18 protein-coding genes are annotated in these 17188 nt (G+C 60.8%); 5 read left to right on the top strand and 13 right to left on the bottom strand.

All coding sequences use genetic code 11. From position 1 onward, the window contains the following. Positions 1–18: 18 nt before the first annotated feature. From mrdA to AC3WJW_RS16710, 5 genes are all read right to left on the bottom strand, one after another. A complete protein-coding gene (mrdA, locus tag AC3WJW_RS16730) occupies positions 19–1914 on the bottom strand; it encodes a penicillin-binding protein 2 (protein ID WP_095965720.1) in 1896 nt (631 codons plus the stop codon). A gap of 10 nt (positions 1915–1924) precedes the next feature. Next, positions 1925–2392: a 23S rRNA (pseudouridine(1915)-N(3))-methyltransferase RlmH gene (gene rlmH / locus AC3WJW_RS16725; RefSeq protein ID WP_007937439.1), complete on the bottom strand. Its 468-nt coding sequence runs from the start codon at positions 2390–2392 to the stop codon at positions 1925–1927. A gap of 9 nt (positions 2393–2401) precedes the next feature. Beyond that, complete coding sequence (gene rsfS / locus AC3WJW_RS16720; RefSeq protein ID WP_007975896.1) at positions 2402–2896, bottom strand: ribosome silencing factor; 495 nt, start codon at positions 2894–2896, stop codon at positions 2402–2404. A 73-nt stretch (positions 2897–2969) separates the two neighbouring features. Further along, complete coding sequence (nadD, locus tag AC3WJW_RS16715) at positions 2970–3659, bottom strand: nicotinate-nucleotide adenylyltransferase (RefSeq protein ID WP_007975898.1); 690 nt, start codon at positions 3657–3659, stop codon at positions 2970–2972. Between the two features lies 1 nt (position 3660). After that, entirely contained in the window at positions 3661–4932 is a 1272-nt protein-coding gene (locus AC3WJW_RS16710; protein WP_493726726.1) for a glutamate-5-semialdehyde dehydrogenase, read from the bottom strand. A gap of 177 nt (positions 4933–5109) precedes the next feature. Here AC3WJW_RS16710 and AC3WJW_RS16705 point away from each other — a divergent pair, with 177 nt between their 5' ends. Then, positions 5110–5820, top strand: coding sequence for a DNA-3-methyladenine glycosylase (locus tag AC3WJW_RS16705; RefSeq protein WP_493726725.1), 711 nt, complete (start codon positions 5110–5112; stop codon positions 5818–5820). A 194-nt stretch (positions 5821–6014) separates the two neighbouring features. After that, positions 6015–7331: a bifunctional DedA family/phosphatase PAP2 family protein gene (locus AC3WJW_RS16700; RefSeq protein WP_493726724.1), complete on the top strand. Its 1317-nt coding sequence runs from the start codon at positions 6015–6017 to the stop codon at positions 7329–7331. 131 nt (positions 7332–7462) lie between these two features. On the opposite strand, the gene AC3WJW_RS16695 is transcribed toward AC3WJW_RS16700, so the two are convergent. The 4 genes from AC3WJW_RS16695 to AC3WJW_RS16680 all read right to left on the bottom strand — a co-directional run bounded on the left by AC3WJW_RS16695 (position 7463) and on the right by AC3WJW_RS16680 (position 9505). Beyond that, positions 7463–7717: a hypothetical protein gene (locus AC3WJW_RS16695; RefSeq protein ID WP_493726723.1), complete on the bottom strand. Its 255-nt coding sequence runs from the start codon at positions 7715–7717 to the stop codon at positions 7463–7465. 111 nt (positions 7718–7828) lie between these two features. After that, positions 7829–8419 (bottom strand): LON peptidase substrate-binding domain-containing protein, encoded by a 591-nt coding sequence (locus AC3WJW_RS16690; RefSeq protein WP_007998442.1) that lies wholly within the window; start codon positions 8417–8419, stop codon positions 7829–7831. Positions 8420–8429: 10 nt separating this feature from the next. Next, positions 8430–9146, bottom strand: coding sequence for an LrgB family protein (locus tag AC3WJW_RS16685; protein WP_493726722.1), 717 nt, complete (start codon positions 9144–9146; stop codon positions 8430–8432). Further along, on the bottom strand, positions 9143–9505 hold the full coding sequence (locus tag AC3WJW_RS16680) for a CidA/LrgA family protein (RefSeq protein WP_493726721.1): 363 nt from the start codon (positions 9503–9505) through the stop codon (positions 9143–9145). The genes AC3WJW_RS16685 and AC3WJW_RS16680 overlap by 4 nt, the downstream gene beginning before the upstream one ends. Before the next feature lie 194 nt (positions 9506–9699). On the opposite strand from AC3WJW_RS16680, the gene AC3WJW_RS16675 reads away from it, so the two are divergent. The 3 genes from AC3WJW_RS16675 to AC3WJW_RS16665 all read left to right on the top strand — a co-directional run bounded on the left by AC3WJW_RS16675 (position 9700) and on the right by AC3WJW_RS16665 (position 12657). Next, entirely contained in the window at positions 9700–10155 is a 456-nt protein-coding gene (locus tag AC3WJW_RS16675; RefSeq protein WP_493726720.1) for a MaoC family dehydratase, read from the top strand. A gap of 114 nt (positions 10156–10269) precedes the next feature. Beyond that, a complete protein-coding gene (locus AC3WJW_RS16670) occupies positions 10270–11988 on the top strand; it encodes a C13 family peptidase (protein WP_493726719.1) in 1719 nt (572 codons plus the stop codon). Between the two features lie 27 nt (positions 11989–12015). Further along, positions 12016–12657, top strand: a complete 642-nt coding sequence (locus tag AC3WJW_RS16665) for an oxidoreductase (RefSeq protein WP_104451322.1) — start codon at positions 12016–12018, stop codon at positions 12655–12657. Positions 12658–12787: 130 nt separating this feature from the next. Here the strand turns inward: AC3WJW_RS16665 and AC3WJW_RS16660 are convergent, their stop codons facing one another. The 4 genes from AC3WJW_RS16660 to AC3WJW_RS16645 form a co-directional block, all read right to left on the bottom strand. Further along, the gene (locus tag AC3WJW_RS16660) at positions 12788–13072 is read right to left on the bottom strand and encodes a YceK/YidQ family lipoprotein (protein WP_493726718.1); all 285 of its coding nucleotides are present in this window, start codon (positions 13070–13072) and stop codon (positions 12788–12790) included. Next, the gene (ubiX, locus tag AC3WJW_RS16655) at positions 13065–13697 is read right to left on the bottom strand and encodes a flavin prenyltransferase UbiX (RefSeq protein WP_493726717.1); all 633 of its coding nucleotides are present in this window, start codon (positions 13695–13697) and stop codon (positions 13065–13067) included. Before ubiX ends, AC3WJW_RS16660 begins: the two co-directional genes overlap by 8 nt. Beyond that, entirely contained in the window at positions 13694–15043 is a 1350-nt protein-coding gene (mpl, locus tag AC3WJW_RS16650; protein WP_116581882.1) for a UDP-N-acetylmuramate:L-alanyl-gamma-D-glutamyl-meso-diaminopimelate ligase, read from the bottom strand. Before mpl ends, ubiX begins: the two co-directional genes overlap by 4 nt. A 158-nt stretch (positions 15044–15201) precedes the next feature. After that, positions 15202–17118, bottom strand: a complete 1917-nt coding sequence (locus tag AC3WJW_RS16645) for a sigma-54-dependent Fis family transcriptional regulator (RefSeq protein WP_493726716.1) — start codon at positions 17116–17118, stop codon at positions 15202–15204. Positions 17119–17188: the final 70 nt, after the last annotated feature.

Here is a 17188-nt window from a genome sequence, read left to right as displayed (position 1 = left end):
GAGAGCATGCGATCGAAGTTATTCATCACGGGCGGTAGCCTCTGCACTGATAGGGCTGGCGTATTCGGGCTTCAACCGACCGTCCTGGTCCAGGAGCCAGGCATCCATGACTTGACGCACCACTGGCGCAGCGACACCGGAACCGGACTCGCCGTTCTCGACCATCACCGACACCACGATTTTCGGATCGTCGGCCGGCGCGAAGCCGACGAACAAGGCGTGGTCGCGATGGCGCTCCTGAACCTTGGAACGGTCATACTTCTCACCCTGTTTGATCGCGACCACCTGGGCCGTACCCGACTTGCCGGCGATTCGGTATTGCGCGCCGATCGAGGCTTTGCGCGCCGTACCACGGGCACCATGCATAACCTGCTGCATGCCGTGGTTGACCTTGGTCCAGTCCGACGGGTCGCGCAGGATGATGTCCGGCATCGGATTCTCATCCACCGGCTTCACACCCTCGATGGTCTTGGCCAGGTGCGGACGATTCCAGATGCCTTTGTTGGCCACCAGCGCGGTGGCCTGTGCCAACTGCAACGGAGTCGACTGCATATAGCCCTGGCCGATCCCCAGAATCAGCGTCTCGCCGGGGAACCATGCCTGGCGACGGGTTGCGCGCTTCCATTCGCGGGACGGCATCAACCCCGGCGATTCTTCGAACATGTCCAGGGACACTTTCTGGCCAATGCCGAACTTGGTCATGTACGCCGACAACCGATCGATCCCCAGCTTGTGCGCCAGATCATAGAAGTAGGTGTCGTTGGAACGCATGATCGCTGTGTCAAGGTCGACAAAGCCGTCGCCAGTACGGTTCCAGTTACGGTATTTGTGATCGTAGTTGGGCAGCATGTAGTAACCGGGGTCGAACACTCGGGTCGACGCCGTCACCACGCCGGCATCCAGACCGGCAATCGCCACCGCGGGCTTGATGGTCGAGCCCGGCGGGTACAGGCCACGCAGCACGCGGTTGAACAGCGGCCGGTCGATGGAGTCGCGCAGCTCGGAATAGGCCTTGAAGCTGATGCCGGTGACGAACAGGTTCGGGTCGAAACTCGGCTGGCTGACCATCGCCAGCACTTCGCCGGTTTTCGGGTCCAGCGCGACCACCGCACCACGACGACCACCGAGCGCAGCTTCGGCGGCTTCCTGCAATTTGATGTCCAGGCTCAGGACGATGTCCTTGCCGGGAATCGGATCGGTACGCTTGAGCACGCGCAGTACGCGGCCCCGGGCGTTGGTCTCGACTTCCTCGTAACCCACCTGGCCGTGCAGCTCGGGCTCGTAGAAGCGCTCAATGCCGGTTTTGCCGATGTGGTGGGTGCCGCTGTAGTTGACCGGGTCCAGCGACTTGAGTTCTTTCTCGTTGATCCGCCCCATGTAACCCACCGAGTGCGCAAAGTGCGCGCCTTGCGGGTAGTGACGAACCAGTTGCGCGACCACTTCCACGCCTGGCAGGCGAAACTGGTTCACGGCAATCCGGGCGATCTGCTCTTCGGTCAGCTCGAACAGGATCGGCACCGGCTCGAACGGCCGGCGCCCCTGACGCATGCGCTTCTCGAAGATCACCCGATCCTCGGGCGTCAGTTCCAGCACTTCGACGATCACGTCGAGCACCTGCTGCCAGTCGCCGGAACGCTCGCGGGTCATGCTCAGGCTGAAGCTGGGCCGGTTATCGGCGATCACCACGCCATTGCGGTCGAAGATCAAGCCGCGGGTCGGCGGAATCGGCTGCACATGGACGCGGTTGTTTTCCGACAGGGTCGAGTGGTACTCGTACTGGATCACCTGCAGGAAATACAGGCGCGCAATCAGCACGCCGATCAGCGCCACCACTGCAATGGCCCCGAACACGACGCGGCCACGCACCAGACGGGCGTCTTTTTCGTGGTCCTTGATGCGGATCGGCTGGGACATGAGGGCAGAACTACTTGTGGTAAGGGTGACCGGACAGCACGGTCCAGGCACGGTACAACTGTTCGCCGATCAGAATCCGCACCAGCGGGTGCGGCAAGGTCAGCGGCGACAACGACCAGCGCTGGTCAGCCCGGGCACAGACTTCCGGCGCCAGCCCTTCGGGGCCGCCGACCATGAAGTTGACGGTGCGCGAGTCCAGCCGCCAGCGATCGAGCTCGACCGCCAGTTGCTCGGTGCTCCAGGGCTTGCCATGGACTTCGAGGGTGACAACGCGCTCGTTCGGCCCGACCTTGGCCAGCATGGCTTCGCCTTCCTGACGGATGAAGCGGGCCACGTCGGCATTCTTGCCACGGGTATTGAGCGGTATTTCCACCAGTTCCAGCGCCAGTTCGGACGGAAGACGCTTGGCATATTCATGCCAGCCTTCTTCCACCCACTTGGGCATGCGTGAACCGACGGCGATCAGTCGCAGTCGCACAGCGGTCCCTTATTCCTGGTCTTTGTTGAGCTTGTTGAAGTGCTCGTGACCAACTTCAGGGCTGTGGTGCTTGCCATCGGCCGCACGGCTCTGCTCGGCACCTTTCCACAGACGCTCCAGGTCGTAGAACTGACGGGCGTTGGAAGTCATCATGTGGACGATCACGTCGTCCATGTCCAACAGCACCCAGTCGCTGTCGCCCTTGCCTTCTTCACCCAGCGGCTTGATGCCCAGGGCTTTGACGGCCTCGCGGACCTTGTCCAGCATCGCGCCGATCTGGCGGTTGGAGGTACCGGTGGCGATGATCATGTAGTCAGTGATGCTCTGCTTGTCGCGAACATCGATCACCAGCACGTCCTGGGCCTTGACGTCTTCCAGGGCGGCTACGGCGATCTTGACCAGCTCATCGCCCTTCGGCGGCTCGGCGGCGAGGACCTTTTCCGGCAGCGGGGCACTCTTGAATGTGCCTTTGCGTTTTACTTTGCTTTCGTTGTTGCTCGTCATATAAAACTCGTTTTGCTCGTTTGTTCGGGCGCTTCAATACACGTTGTTGCCACGTGCCTTGAGGCACTCCTATTCAGTTCGACGCACGGTAGAGTCCGTGCGCATCGATGTAGGCCAGGACCGCGTCGGGCACCAGGAAACGTACCGACTTACCGCTGGCCAGCAGTTGACGGATCTGGGTGGCGGATACCGCGAGCGGTGTCTGCCAGACGAATGCAATCTGTCCGCTCGGCCCTTTGAGGGCCAGCGGGTCGCTCACCGAGCGCGCTGCCAGCAGGTTGCGCAAGGCATCCGGCGGTTCGCTGTCGGCATCCGGGCGTTGCAACACCAGGATATGGCAATGCTGGAGCAACTCTTCCCAGCGGTGCCAAGTGGGCAGGCCGCAAAAAGCGTCCCAGCCCAAAAGCAGAAAAACCTGGTCGGATACGGCCAGTTCGGCGCGCATCAGTTCCAGGGTATCAATGGTGTAGGACGGCTTGTCCCGCTGCAATTCGCGGGCGTCCACCACCAACGGCGCCACACCGGCCACCGCGCACTCGACCATCGCCAGACGGTCTTTTGCCGACACCTGCGGCTTGTCCCGATGGGGCGGCCTGGCACTGGGTGTCAGGCGCAGCTCATCGAGTGCCAGGGTTTCGGCGACTTCCAGTGCACCGCGCAAATGGCCGATGTGCACCGGGTCGAACGTTCCGCCCAGCACGCCAATGCGGCGAGGCGCTGGCTCGCTGACGGTGACCGGGGCTGACGGGTCGAAGTCGCCCAAGTCAGACCGACTCCTGTCCGCGCAGTTGCCCGTCGCCGACCACGATGTACTTCTCGCAGGTCAGTCCTTCGAGGCCCACCGGGCCACGGGCGTGCAGCTTATCAGTAGAAATGCCGATCTCGGCACCCAATCCGTATTCGAAGCCATCGGCGAAGCATGTCGGGGTGTTGATCATCACCGACGACGAGTCGACTTCAGCCACGAAACGCCGGGTGTCGCCCTGGTGTTCGCTGACAATCGAATCGGTATGGTGAGAGCCGTAACGGTTGATGTGCTCGATGGCCTGTTCCAGGCCGTCGACCACGCGGATCGACAGAATCGGCGCCAGGTACTCGGTGCTCCAGTCTTCCTCGGTGGCCGGCAAGGCATCGATGATCGCCCGGGTACGCTCGCAACCGCGCAGCTCGACGCCTTTTTCGCGGAACTGGGCGGCCATCGCTGGCAGGAAATCCCTGGCGACGGTTTGATCCACCAGCAGCGTTTCCATGGCACCGCAGATGCCATAACGGTAAGTTTTGGCGTTGAACGCGATGCGCTGGGCCTTGGCCAGGTCGGCGTGTTCACTCACGTAAACGTGGCAGATACCGTCCAGGTGCTTGATCACCGGTACGCGGGCATCACGGCTGACGCGCTCGATCAGGCCACGGCCGCCACGGGGAACGATGACATCGACGTATTCAGGCATGGTGATCAACGCACCGACGGCAGCGCGGTCCGTGGTTTCGACCACTTGCACCACAGCGGCGGGCAGATCAGCCTCGGCCAGGCCGCGCTGGATGCAGGCGGCGATGGCTCGATTGGAATGAATGGCCTCGGAACCGCCACGCAAGATGGTCGCGTTGCCGGACTTCAGGCACAGGCTGGCGGCATCGATGGTCACGTTCGGTCGCGACTCGTAGATGATTCCGATCACGCCCAGTGGCACGCGCATCTTGCCGACCTGAATACCGGACGGACGGAAACTCATGTCGCGGATCGCGCCGACCGGGTCCGGCAGGGCCGCCACCTGGCGCAGGCCGACGATCATGCCGTCGATACGCGCCGGGGTCAGCGCCAGACGTTCAAGGAGGGCCGGCTCCAGACCATTGGCGCGACCGGCGGCCAGATCCAGCTCATTGGCCGCCGTCAGCTCGGCGCGGGCAGCGTCCAGCGCATTGGCGGCGGCCTGCAGGGCGCGGTTTTTCTGCGCGGTGCTGGCACGGCCGATCACGCGGGAAGCTTCGCGGGCAGCGCGACCCAAGCGGGTCATGTAGTCAAGAACGGACTCAGTCATGGTCTGGCGTTGTCTTTGATAAGGTCTTGGTAAAGAGTAAAGCGGCAGATTATAGCTGTCGCGTCCCGGGACTAACAGCGGTGACGGGCGGATGGTCGAAATGGAGGGGTATTTGCCGACGTTCAGCCGGGATTAAGCTGCAAATTGTTATCATCACGACTCATTCAGCCCTGACAAATGCCGGTCATCATGTCCAATCTGACTGTTCGAGCGTCCGCCATGAGCCTGCCCACGGGCCTCCCGGACGCGTTTTTCGACCGTGACGCGCAAATTCTGGCCCGGGACTTACTCGGCAAAGTCATTCGCCATCGAGTGGGTGACCTGTGGCTCAGCGCCCGGATCATCGAGACCGAAGCCTATTACTGTGCGGAAAAAGGCAGCCACGCGTCCCTCGGCTACACAGAAAAGCGTAAGGCTTTGTTTCTGGATGGCGGCCACATCTATATGTATTACGCCCGGGGCGGCGATTCACTCAATTTCAGCGCCCAAGGGCCCGGCAACGCCGTGCTGATCAAGTCCGCCTATCCGTGGGTCGATGAACTGAGCGGGCCGGCCAGCCTGGCACAGATGCTGTTGAACAATCCCGATGCCCAGGGTCACCCTCGCCCGTCGCAAAAGCTCTGCGCCGGGCAAACCCTGCTCTGCAAGGCACTGGGCCTGAAAGTCCCGGTGTGGGACGCCAAACGCTTCGACCATGAAGTGCTGCTGGTGGAGCACGTCGGCCAGACGCCCGCCCATATCATCCAGACCACGCGCCTGGGCATCCCCCACGGACGCGATGAACACCTGATGTACCGCTTCGTCGACGGAACCTACGCGGCTTACTGCACGCGGAACCCGCTGCGTCGGGGGCAAGTCGAAGGTCGCGATTATTTTGTGCTGCCCTGAAATTGACTCAGACTTGATGCAAACAGAAATCCCCTGTGGGTGCGGGCTTGCCCGCGAAGGCGGAGTGTCAGGCGACGTCAATATCGACTGAATGGGCCTATTCGCGGGCAAGCCCGCTCCCACAGGCGTCAGTGGCGTATTCAAAGTTGCACTTATCCCCTGGAAGCAATTGAACATTTGATGGAGTGGTTTTTATGGGCCAATGGCTCGAGAGCGTGACCGGATGGTTGGCGGTCAACCCGCAATGGCTGGCGGCCGCAATATTTCTGGTGGCCTTTGTGGAATGCCTGGCAATTGCCGGGCTGATCGTCCCCGGCACGGTTTTACTGTTCACCGTTGCGGTGCTGGCCGGCAGCGGTGCGTTGCCGCTGAGTGAAACCTTGCTGCTGGGCTTCCTCGCCGGTGTATTGGGCGACGTGGTTTCGTACTTCCTTGGACGGCACTTTCATCAGAATATCCGGCGTCTGCCCGGTTTGCGCCATCACCCGGAATGGATTGCCGGGGCCGAGGCCTATTTCCAGCGCTATGGCATCGCCAGCCTGCTGGTCGGGCGTTTTATCGGGCCATTGCGGCCGATGCTGCCCATGGTTGCTGGCATGTGTGACATGCCCTTCCCACGTTTTATCGCCGTCAGCCTGCTGGCCGGTGCAGGGTGGTCGGTAGCCTATCTGTTGCCTGGCTGGGCTACCGGTGCGGCGATTCGTTTGCCGCTACCCGAAGGTTTCTGGCCTCAGGCCGGAATCGCTGTCGGCAGCATTGCCGTGATGCTGGGATTGAGCGCCACCAGCAGCCTGCGCCAGCATCGCCGGGCCACAGCGTTGATTGCCGGCATGAGTTTACTGCTTCTGGTGTCGCTGTTTATTGGCTATCCGTACCTGAGCGCCCTTGATCAAGGTTTGATGACCTTGGTGCAGGAACATCGCAGCCCGATGCTCGATGAGGTGGCGGTGGTCTTCACGCTGATCGGCGAATTCCACAACATGCTGTTGTTCAGCGCGCTACTGACCGGTTTGCTGTTGCTGATGCGTCAATGGCGCCCGGCGATTTTCGCCGGAAGCACCCTGCTCTGCACTGCATTGGCGAACACCGCGACCAAACTGTTCTTTGCCCGCGTGCGCCCCGAAGTGCTGAGCGATCCGCTGACCAGCTACAGCATGCCCAGCGGCCATGCGTCGGGTTCTTTTGCACTGTTCCTGACCCTCGCCGTCCTCGCCGGCCGCGGACAACCGCCGCGTATGCGCTTGACTTGGTTGCTTGTGGGCTGTTTGCCAGCGCTGGCCATCTCCCTCTCCCGCGTATACCTCGGTGCCCACTGGCCGACGGACGTACTGGCCGGGGCGATGCTGGCGGCTTGTGTATGTGCGGCGAGTTTGTGGCTGAGTCAGCGTCAAGCACCACTCAATGCCATGCCGCCGAAAGTCTGGTGGTTGCTGTTGCCGGCACTGGCGGCATTATTCGGATTCTTCGTGTTGCAGCATTTGCCGCATACGATGTTGAGATATGCCTATTAAATTAGTTACTTACGCCGCACATCCACTTACCCTTCAAAAATAATCCCGCCCGCAATGAACGGGATTATTTTTACAAGCAATTATTTGACTTTAACCTTTGAAGCGACCCACCAACCTGAAACAATAAATGTTTAATTCAAAGGCGGAAGCCCATTCATAAAGTCTTCACCGCGCTTCTCAAGGTATTTATCCAAGCGCCCATAATATTGGTGGAATACGGCATTAAGCTCTTTGTCTACCTTATCCCTGACGTCAACATATCTGGCAGCCGGATTGATCTTAATCAACTCATCGGCCATTTGACGCCAGACAACGGCCTGAATGATAAAAGATTCTTTCTCCTGCGAGGGATGAATCAACGCCACATCAACAACATTATTACTCATAATTCAAACTCTCCTAGTTATTATCAACCCCAAACCTGGGGCATACGGAGAACTTAAATAAATCAACTCACCACCACAAGAACTTTAAGCTTTGAAATTAGAACAAAACAATTAAGCAAACAACTCACCCTGCAACTCATCCAACAATGCCTGAATCGCATCCAGTCGTTGTTGCGGATCATCAAGTTGCAACAAGTCGATCTTGTCCAGTTCCGCAAATGGCAACAGGTAGGCCAACTGATTAGCCAGCGATTGCTGCCCGGTCGCTTCGGTGCCCATGTTCAAGGCTTCGACCATCGGGTGCTCCGCCAGGGCCTTGAGCAATGCCACCAGGTCGGCGTCCTCGTCCTGCAGTGGTTGCTCTGGCTCATCTTCCAGCCACTCGACCTCGGCGACGGTCAACTGATCCCGTTGCACTTCGGTACGTAAAACGTGAAAGCGCCGCCCGCCCTGGACCCGAATCCCCAGCAGGCCGTTGTCCTGCTGTTTGAAATCGGTGATCAGCGCTTCACATCCCACCAGCGCGTAGCCGGCCGGGGCGATTCCGACTTCTTCGCCATCGAGGATGCACACCACGCCGAATCCGCCGCCCTGTTTCATACAGCGGCCGATCATGTCCAGATAGCGCGCTTCGAAGATCTGCAAGTCGAGGATGCAGCCTGGAAACAGCACTGTATTGAGCGGAAAAAGCGGCAGACTCATAGACATTTCCTTACACAACCATCGACACCGCCAACGGCAGCAACACCGCCGTGGCCACACCCATCAGGCTCATCGCCAGCGCCGCGAAGGCGCCGCACTCTTCATTTTCCTGCATTGCCACCGCCGTGCCGACCGCGTGGGCGGTCATGCCCAGCGCCATGCCGCGCGCCTCGGAACTGTGGACACCGAGATGGGTCAACAGGCTCGGGCCGAAGATCGCGCCGATCACGCCTGTGATCAACACGAACACCGCCGCCAGCGCCGCGACCCCGCCGATCTGTTCTGCCACCAGCATCGCAATCGGCGAGGTCACCGACTTCGGCGCCATGGTCATCAGGATCATGTGCTCGGCACCGAACCACCAGCCCAGCAACACGCCCATTCCCGTGGCCACCACCCCGCCTATCACCAGCGTAGTAAATATCGGCCAGAACAACTGCCGAATCCGTCGCAGGTTGAGATAAAGCGGCACCGCCAGCGCGACAGTGGCCGGACCGAGCAGGATGCTCAGAATCTCGGTGCTCTTGCGGTACTCGGCGTAAGTCAGGCCGCAACCCACCAGCACACCAATCACCAGCAACATGGAGACCAGCACCGGCTGCAAAAAGATCCAGCGGGTTTTCTCGAATGCCGCAAGGACGAGTTGATAGGCGCCGAGGGTGATACCGATGCCGAATAATGGATGGTGAATCACCGAGGCCCAGGCGCCGTGCCAGTCGAAGATCATTGGTTGTCCTCGGAGTGAGCGTGACGCTTGACCATGCGCTGCATCAGCACCCCGGCGAAGGCCATCGAAAGCAATAGCGACAACACCAGCGCACCGACGATGGCCCAGAAGTCCGCCGCGATGTCAGTGGCGTACACCATCACGCCCACGGCCGGCGGCACCAGCAACAGCGGCAGGTAGCGCAGCAGGCTGCCGGCCGCCAGGTTCAGTGGCTCGCCGACCTGTCCGCGGCAGATGAGGTAAACCAGCAACAGCAGCAACCCCACAATCGGCCCCGGCAACACAGGCAGAAACAAATGATTGATCGCCGTGCCGAGCAATTGGAACAGCACCAGCCACGTCAGGCCCCGTAACAACATCAAAGATCTCCCGCAAAATCCGTCACCCGCATTGGCTTGGCATTATAAGCATGCTCGCGCTATAGACCGGCATTCGCCAAAAGCATGGCCAGTTGACCGCGACGTTCAGCCATGTTGATCTAAAGTGGTAAGCCGGGAGGTCAAATCCCCCCCAACTCAAAACTATAAAACCGATGAACCCAAGGAGAGTCTCAATGCCCTATGTTCCAGTTGCAGAGCTCAAAGATTATGTCGGCAAGGAACTTGGACGTTCCGAATGGCTTACCATCGATCAGGACCGCATCAACCTGTTCGCCGAAGCCACAGGGGATTTTCAGTTCATCCACGTCGACCCGGTCAAGGCCGCGCAAACGCCATTTGGCAGCACTATCGCTCACGGCTTTCTGTCGTTGTCGCTGATTCCGAAATTGATGGAAGACATCCTCGTCATGCCCGAAGGCTTGAAGATGGTGGTCAACTACGGCCTCGACAGCGTGCGCTTCATCCAGCCGGTCAAGGTTAATTCGCGGGTACGGCTGAAGGTCGACCTGACCGACGTCATCGAGAAGAAACCCGGTCAATGGCTGCTCAAGGCCACCACCACCCTGGAAATCGAAGGTTCGGACAAGCCGGCGTATATCGCCGAACCCCTGTCCCTGTGCTTCGTGTAAACCTTCCCGGATGCGAAGCAGCTCCTGCTGTTTCGCGCCCTCTTGCGGTACCTCGCCCTATATAAGGACACATGGCTGCGGCATACTCCCTCGCCTAATTGCCCGGAATCCGCTATGCGCCCACTTGCACTCCTTGCCTTGACCCTGATGCTCACTGCTTGCGGCGACGGCGAATCTCCTCTGCCGCCCGACGCACGCCTGCCGGACGGCGGACGCTATCGCGGTGACCTGGTCAATGGCTTACTGCAAGGCAAGGGTCGCATCGACTACCCGAACGGCAGCTGGTACGCCGGCGAATTCGACAAAGGTCAGTGGCAGGGCCAGGGCGAATGGCATGGCAGCAATGGCGAAGTCTATCGCGGGCAGTTCAATCAGGGACTGTTCGACGGCCAGGGTGCACTGACCACCAACGCCAACAGCTACAGCGGCGGCTTCAAGGCTGGCCGCCGAGACGGCGAAGGCACGCTCAAAGAAAACGGCATGAGCTACCGCGGTGAGTTCAAGGCCGATCAATACGCCGGCCTGGGTCGCCTGGAACTCGAAGACGGCAGCTCCTATCAGGGCCAGTTCGCCCACGGCAAACCCAACGGTGAAGGCCAGCGCGGTGACGGCAACGGCAATCAGTTCACCGGGCACTTTGTCGATGGCCAGCTGGAAGGCAACGGCACGTTCAACAGTGCCGATGGCGACATCTATGTCGGCAGCTTCAAGAACAATCAACTGCACGGCAAAGGCCGCTACGAAAACGCCGACGGCGATGTGTGGCTGGGCCAGTTCAAGGAAGGTTCTCTGAACGGCAAAGGCGAGTTGATCGGCACTGATGGCAGCCACTACATCGGCCAGTTCAACGACTGGCGCTTTTCCGGCCAGGGCCGGCTGAACCTCGCCGACGGCAGCTTTTACACCGGCCAGTTCGACAACGACAGTTACCAGGGTCGCGGCACGCTGGTGCTGACCGATGGCACTGTGCTCAGCGGCACCTGGATCAATGGCCAGCGCGTGCGCGACGCCGAGGGCAAACTGTTGCCGGACACGCTCGAACTCGGCCTGCTGGCACAGGGGCGCTTGCTCGACGCAGCACTGGCCAACATTCCGCCCTCCACCCCGGCGGTGGAGCTGTATTCGTTGACCCTGGGCGGTGACGGCAAGCAAAGCGTGTTTCTGCGCGAGTCCGACTACGTCGCCAATATGCTCTCCACCCGTTTCGGCGCCTTCGGCCAGATCCGCCTGGTGAACCATCGTGACCACCTCGCCGACCGCCCGATGGCTACCCGGGAAAACCTGCGTCGCGCGGCCCTGGCGCTGGCCGAGCGCAGCGGTCCGGAAGACCTTATTTTCATCTACCTGACCAGCCATGGCACCAGCGAACACGAACTGGTACTGGACCAGCCGCGCATGGAACTGGCCGATCTGCCAGCCGACGAATTGGCCGCCGTTCTCGCCCCGCTGAAAAACCGCGACAAGGTCATCGTGATTTCGTCCTGCTATTCCGGCGGTTTCATCCCCGCACTCAAGGATGAACGGACCCTGATCATGACGGCCTCGCGGGCCGACCGAGTCTCCTTCGGCTGCTCGGAGGAAGCCAACTTCACCTACTTCGGCGATGCCCTGTTCGTCCAGGCCCTGAACCAGACCGATGATCTGGAACAAGCCTTCAAACGGGCCAAGGCCACTGTCGCCGAGCGTGAGCTGGCGGACGGCTTCGAAGCCTCCGAACCTCAGATCTGGGCACCGAAAACCGTCCTCTCGCACTGGCAACTATTGCGCAAACAACAGGCACGAAAAGCGCTGCAAAGTGCATCCATGCAAAGCAAGGATGCAAACAGCAACTAAGCTGAACAGTATCAAGGGAGAAACACTATGTACTTGACGCCTCAGCATGTGCTGCTCGCCGGAGCCACCGGTTTGACGGGTGAACACCTGCTCGATCGCTTGCTCAGCGAGCCAACGATCACCCGGGTATTGGCCCCCTCACGCCGGCCACTGGCCAAACACCCGCACCTGGAAAACCCGGTCGGTGACCCGACGGCGTTCCTGCCACAACTGAACGGGCGGGTCGATATCGCCTATTGCTGCCTGGGCACCACGATCAAGCAAGCCGGCTCGGAGCAGGCGTTTCGCGCAGTGGATCTGGACATGGTGGTGGCATTCGCCAAACGCGCACGGGAGATGGGCGCACGGCACCTGATCGTGATCAGCGCCCTGGGAGCCGATCGCAGATCCTCGATTTTCTACAACCGGGTCAAAGGCGAGATGGAGTACGCATTGCGCGCGCAGGACTGGCCGCAGCTGACTATTTGCCGCCCTTCGCTGTTGCTGGGTGATCGCGTTGAGCCGCGCCTGGCCGAGAAAGTCGCCGGCCCCTTGTCACGCCTGATCCCCGGCAAGTACCACGGCATCGAGGCCTGCCAACTGGCCCGCGCCATGTGGCGTCTTGCGCTCGAAGAGCAGGATGGTGTGCGGATTGTCGAGTCGGATGAGTTGCGCAAACTCGGCAAATAATTTCCAGCCCTGTGGCGAGGGAGCTTGCTCCCGTTGGACTGCGCAGCAGTCCCCTGCTCCTCAGGTAAAGAGCGGGGCCGCTTCGCGCCCCAGCGGGAGCAAGCTCCCTCGCCACAAAAGCGCGCTACACCTACAACCCACCCGTTGCCTGAAAACTCACCCCGATCACCGTCAGCAACGACAGCGGCAATAGCAGTGTGTCGAGCAACGCACTTGCCGGTAGGTCGACACCGGGGTAGCTCGGCGCTTGCGCGCCGAAACGATCCATTGCGCAACAACCGCCATTCATCGCATACAAATCCAGCCGCGTCCCGGCGTAGACCACCGGCGCCCCCGGCTTGGCCGCATCGAGGGTGCGCACCGTGGCGCAGCCGGCCAATTGCAGCGCCAGCACCATCACCAGCAGCTTAATCATCGCTGGTCAGATGATGCTCGCCCCAACGCGGCAGCATGTCCTGAGGAATATTCAGCAGGTTAAGGATCCGTGCCACGACGAAATCGATCAGGTCATCGATGGTTTGCGGCTGATGATAAAAGCCCGGTGATGCCGGCAGGATTGTCACGCCCATGTTCGACAACTTGAGCATGTGCTCCAGGTGAATGCTCGAATACGGCGCCTCGCGAGGCACAAGAATCAGTTGGCGACGCTCTTTGAGCGTCACATCGGCGGCACGCTCGATCAGGTTGTTGCAGGCGCCGGTAGCGATCGCCGACAAGGTGCCAGTGGAGCACGGCACCACCACCATCGCCGCTGGCGCGCCGGAACCCGAGGCCACCGGCGACATCCAGTCTTCCCTGCCGTACACCCGAATCTGCCCGGCGACGGCCCCCGTGTACTCGGTGAGAAACGCCTGCATCATCTGCGGTTTGGACGGCAGCGTGACGTCAGTTTCGGTCGCCATCACCAACTGCGCGGCCCTGGAAATCAGGAAGTGCACTTCACGATCTTCCCGCACCAGGCAGTCGAGCAGGCGTAAACCGTATTGGGCGCCTGAAGCGCCGGTCATCGCCAGGGTGATGCGGTCCGGGCCGTTGTTCATTTGAGTGCCTCGGCCAACTTGCCGTGAAGGCCGCCGAAGCCGCCGTTGCTCATGATGACCACGTGAGTGCCGGGTTGGGCCTGGCTCTTCACACGATCGATGATGCCCTCAAGGGAATCGCTGACAATCGACGGCACAGTGCACAGTGCCGCGGTGCCCGCCAGGTCCCAGCCGAGGTTGGCGGGTGCGTACCAGATCACCTGGTCGGCATCGACCACGCTTTCCGGCAATCCGTCACGGTGCGCGCCAAGTTTCATGGAGTTGGAACGTGGCTCGATGATCGCGATCAACGGTGCATCGGCGATGCGCTTGCGCAGGCCGTCCAGCGTGGTGGCGATGGCGGTCGGGTGGTGAGCGAAGTCGTCATAGATGGTGATGCCACGGACTTCCGCGACTTTCTCCATCCGGCGTTTCACACTCTTGAAGGCGCTCAATGCGGCAATGCCCATGGATGGCACCACGCCGACGTGGCGCGCAGCGGCCAAAGTGGCCAATGCATTGGCGACGTTGTGCTGGCCAGTCATGTCCCATTCGACCACACCCTGGGTGACGCCTTCGAACATCACTTCGAACTTCGAACCATCTTCACTGAGCAGTTTGACCTGCCACTGACCGCCGGCACCGGTAGTTTGCACCGGGGTCCAGCAACCCATTTCAATGACTCGCTGCAAGGCCGGCTCAGTGGTCGGATGAATCACCAGGCCTTCGCTCGGGATGGTCCGCACCAGGTGATGGAACTGCCGCTCGATGGCCGGCAGGTCCGGGAAGATGTCCGCGTGATCGAACTCAAGGTTGTTCAGGATTGCGGTGCGTGGGCGGTAATGTACGAACTTGGAGCGCTTGTCGAAGAATGCACTGTCGTACTCGTCGGCTTCGATGACGAAGAAGGGTGTATCACCCAGGCGCGCCGACACCGAGAAATTTTGCGGTACGCCGCCAATCAGGAAGCCCGGGGCCATGCCTGCATGCTCCAGCACCCAGGCCAGCATGCTGCTGGTGGTGGTCTTGCCGTGCGTACCGGCGACGGCCAGCACCCAACGACCTTGCAGCACGTGATCCGCCAGCCATTGCGGGCCGGACACGTACGGCAGGCCCTTGTTCAGCACGTACTCCACCGCCGGGTTGCCCCGGGACATGGCGTTGCCGATCACCACCAGATCAGGGGCCGGATCGAGTTGCGCCGGGTCATAGCCTTGTGTCAACTCGATGCCCTGGGCTTGCAACTGAGTACTCATCGGCGGATAGACGTTGGCATCGGAGCCCGTCACGTGATGGCCCAGTTCTTTGGCCAGAACCGCCATTGACCCCATGAAAGTGCCGCAGATACCAAGAATATGAATGTGCATAGTCGACCTCGTAAAACTTGGTCGCAGGTTAGCTTAGGGAGGGGAAAATCGCACCTGATGTTTCAGATCCGAAGACGCCTTCGCGAGCAGGCTCGCTCCCACAAAGACCCCATAGACCCTGTGGGAGCGAGCCTGCTCGCGATTGGGCGCGACGCAGCTTACCGGGCAATCCCGTGCTTGCGTAGCTTGCGATAAAGGGTATTTCGACTGACCCCCAACTGCTCCGCCGTATGCGTCATATGCCACCGCGTCTGCTCCAGTGCACTGAGTAACGCCAGCCGCTCGGCATCCTCCAGCGGATGCTCCGATGGTTCCTCGACAGCTTGCGCCATCGCCGGCCTGGCCGAACGAATCATGGCCGGCAAATCTTCCAGACCGATCCGTCCGTCCTCACACAGGGCCGCTAGCGTACGTAGTACATTGCGCAGCTGGCGTACGTTGCCCGGCCAGGCAAATCCCAACAAAGCCTCGCGTGCCGGCCCGTCAATCAACACCGCTTCTCCGTGCGCCTCTTCGGCCAGTAAAAAATCGAGCAACTGCGATTTATCACTGCGATCACGCAAAGCCGGCAGCGCGACTTCCAGCCCATTGAGGCGATAATACAAATCCTCGCGGAAGCTGCCGTCCTGCACGCGATCCAGCAAATTACGGTGGGTGGCGCTGATGATCCGCACGTTTACCGCTTCCGGCTCGCCACCTATCGGCACCACCTGCCGGTCCTCCAGCACCCTGAGCAATCGCGTCTGCAGGGCCAGTGGCATGTCACCGATTTCATCGAGGAACAAGGTCCCGCCGTCGGCCTGTTGCAACTTGCCACGCATACCTTCCTTGCGTGCGCCGGTGAAGCTGCCGCCACGGTAACCGAACAGCTCGCTTTCGATCAGGCTCTCGGGAATGGCCGCGCAATTGAGGGCGACGAAGGCTTTTTCCGCCCGCTGGCTGGCGTGGTGCACCGCTTTGGCGAAGGCCTCCTTGCCGGACCCGGTTTCGCCGTTGATCAGCAGCGGCACGTCGCGCTCGTACACGCGCAAGGCCTTGCGAAAGTCCGCCTGCAAGGTCACATCATCCAGGCAAATGCCCGACAGGCGCGGTGCCGGTGCAGCCTTGGGAGCAGGCTCCATCGGAGTCGGCAGCGACCGCCGCGCCTCGCCGCGCAATACCGCGAACAACTTGCGACCATCACGGGTACGCAATGGCCAACTGGCTGCGGCATTGATACTCGCCCGCCCCAGCAACTCATCGAGGGAGCAATCGAAAAACGCTTCCACCGGTTTACCCAGCAAGCCGCCGCGAATGTGCCCCAGCAGGTTCAGCGCACTCTGATTGACCGCGCAGATACGCCCTTCTCCGTCGAATGCCAGCAGCCCTTCGCTGAACAAACCGACGGACTCAGCCTGCAAGTGAAAACGCAGCAACCATTGATTGTCGAAGCAGCGCAGGAAATAGCAGCTCTCGATCATCTTCGCCGACAGATTGACCAGCGCCATGGTGTGGAACTGGCTTTGCCGCGACACATCGCGCCGCGCCGACGACACGTCGAGCACCGCCAGCAATTCGCCATGGGGATCGAAGACCGGGCTCGCCGAGCAGGTCAGGCCGGTGTGGCGGCCGCGAAAATGTTCGTCCTGATGGATGGTCAGCGACTGACGTTCCACCAGGCAGGTGCCGATGCCGTTTGTGCCTTCGCAGGCCTCGCTCCAGTCGGCGCCGAGCCAGAGCCCGGCACGCTCGAAAATCTGTCGTTCGGCAGGTGCGGTGACGCAATTGAGGATCACGCCGCGGGCGTCGGTCAGCAGCACTGCATGGCCGGCACCGGAGAGTTGCTGGTGCAGGCTGGTCATTTCATTGCCAGCGATGTGCAGCACTTGCTGCAAGCGTTCGCGGCTTTCCAGGACACGCCCATGCTCCAGCACCGTCGGTGCAATGCTCAGGGCCGGGTCGAGGTGATAGTCCTCAAGGCAGCGCAGCCAGGAGCGGGCGATGGACGGGTCACTGCCAGGGCCATGCAGGTGGGCCTTGCCCTGAGTGACGGTCAGAACTTGCTGGGCATGGCGACTCAAATGGTTGTCGTGCATTTCTTATTGTTCTCCCCCCGAAAGGTTTACACGCTCCCTGTAGGAGCTGCCGCAGGCTGCGATCTTTTGA

It is taken from the genome of Pseudomonas sp. GW821-FHT07G06 (assembly GCF_058986625.1).
The sequence above is the reverse complement of the archived record's forward strand: the minus strand, read 5'-3'. Positions and strand labels throughout refer to the sequence as shown.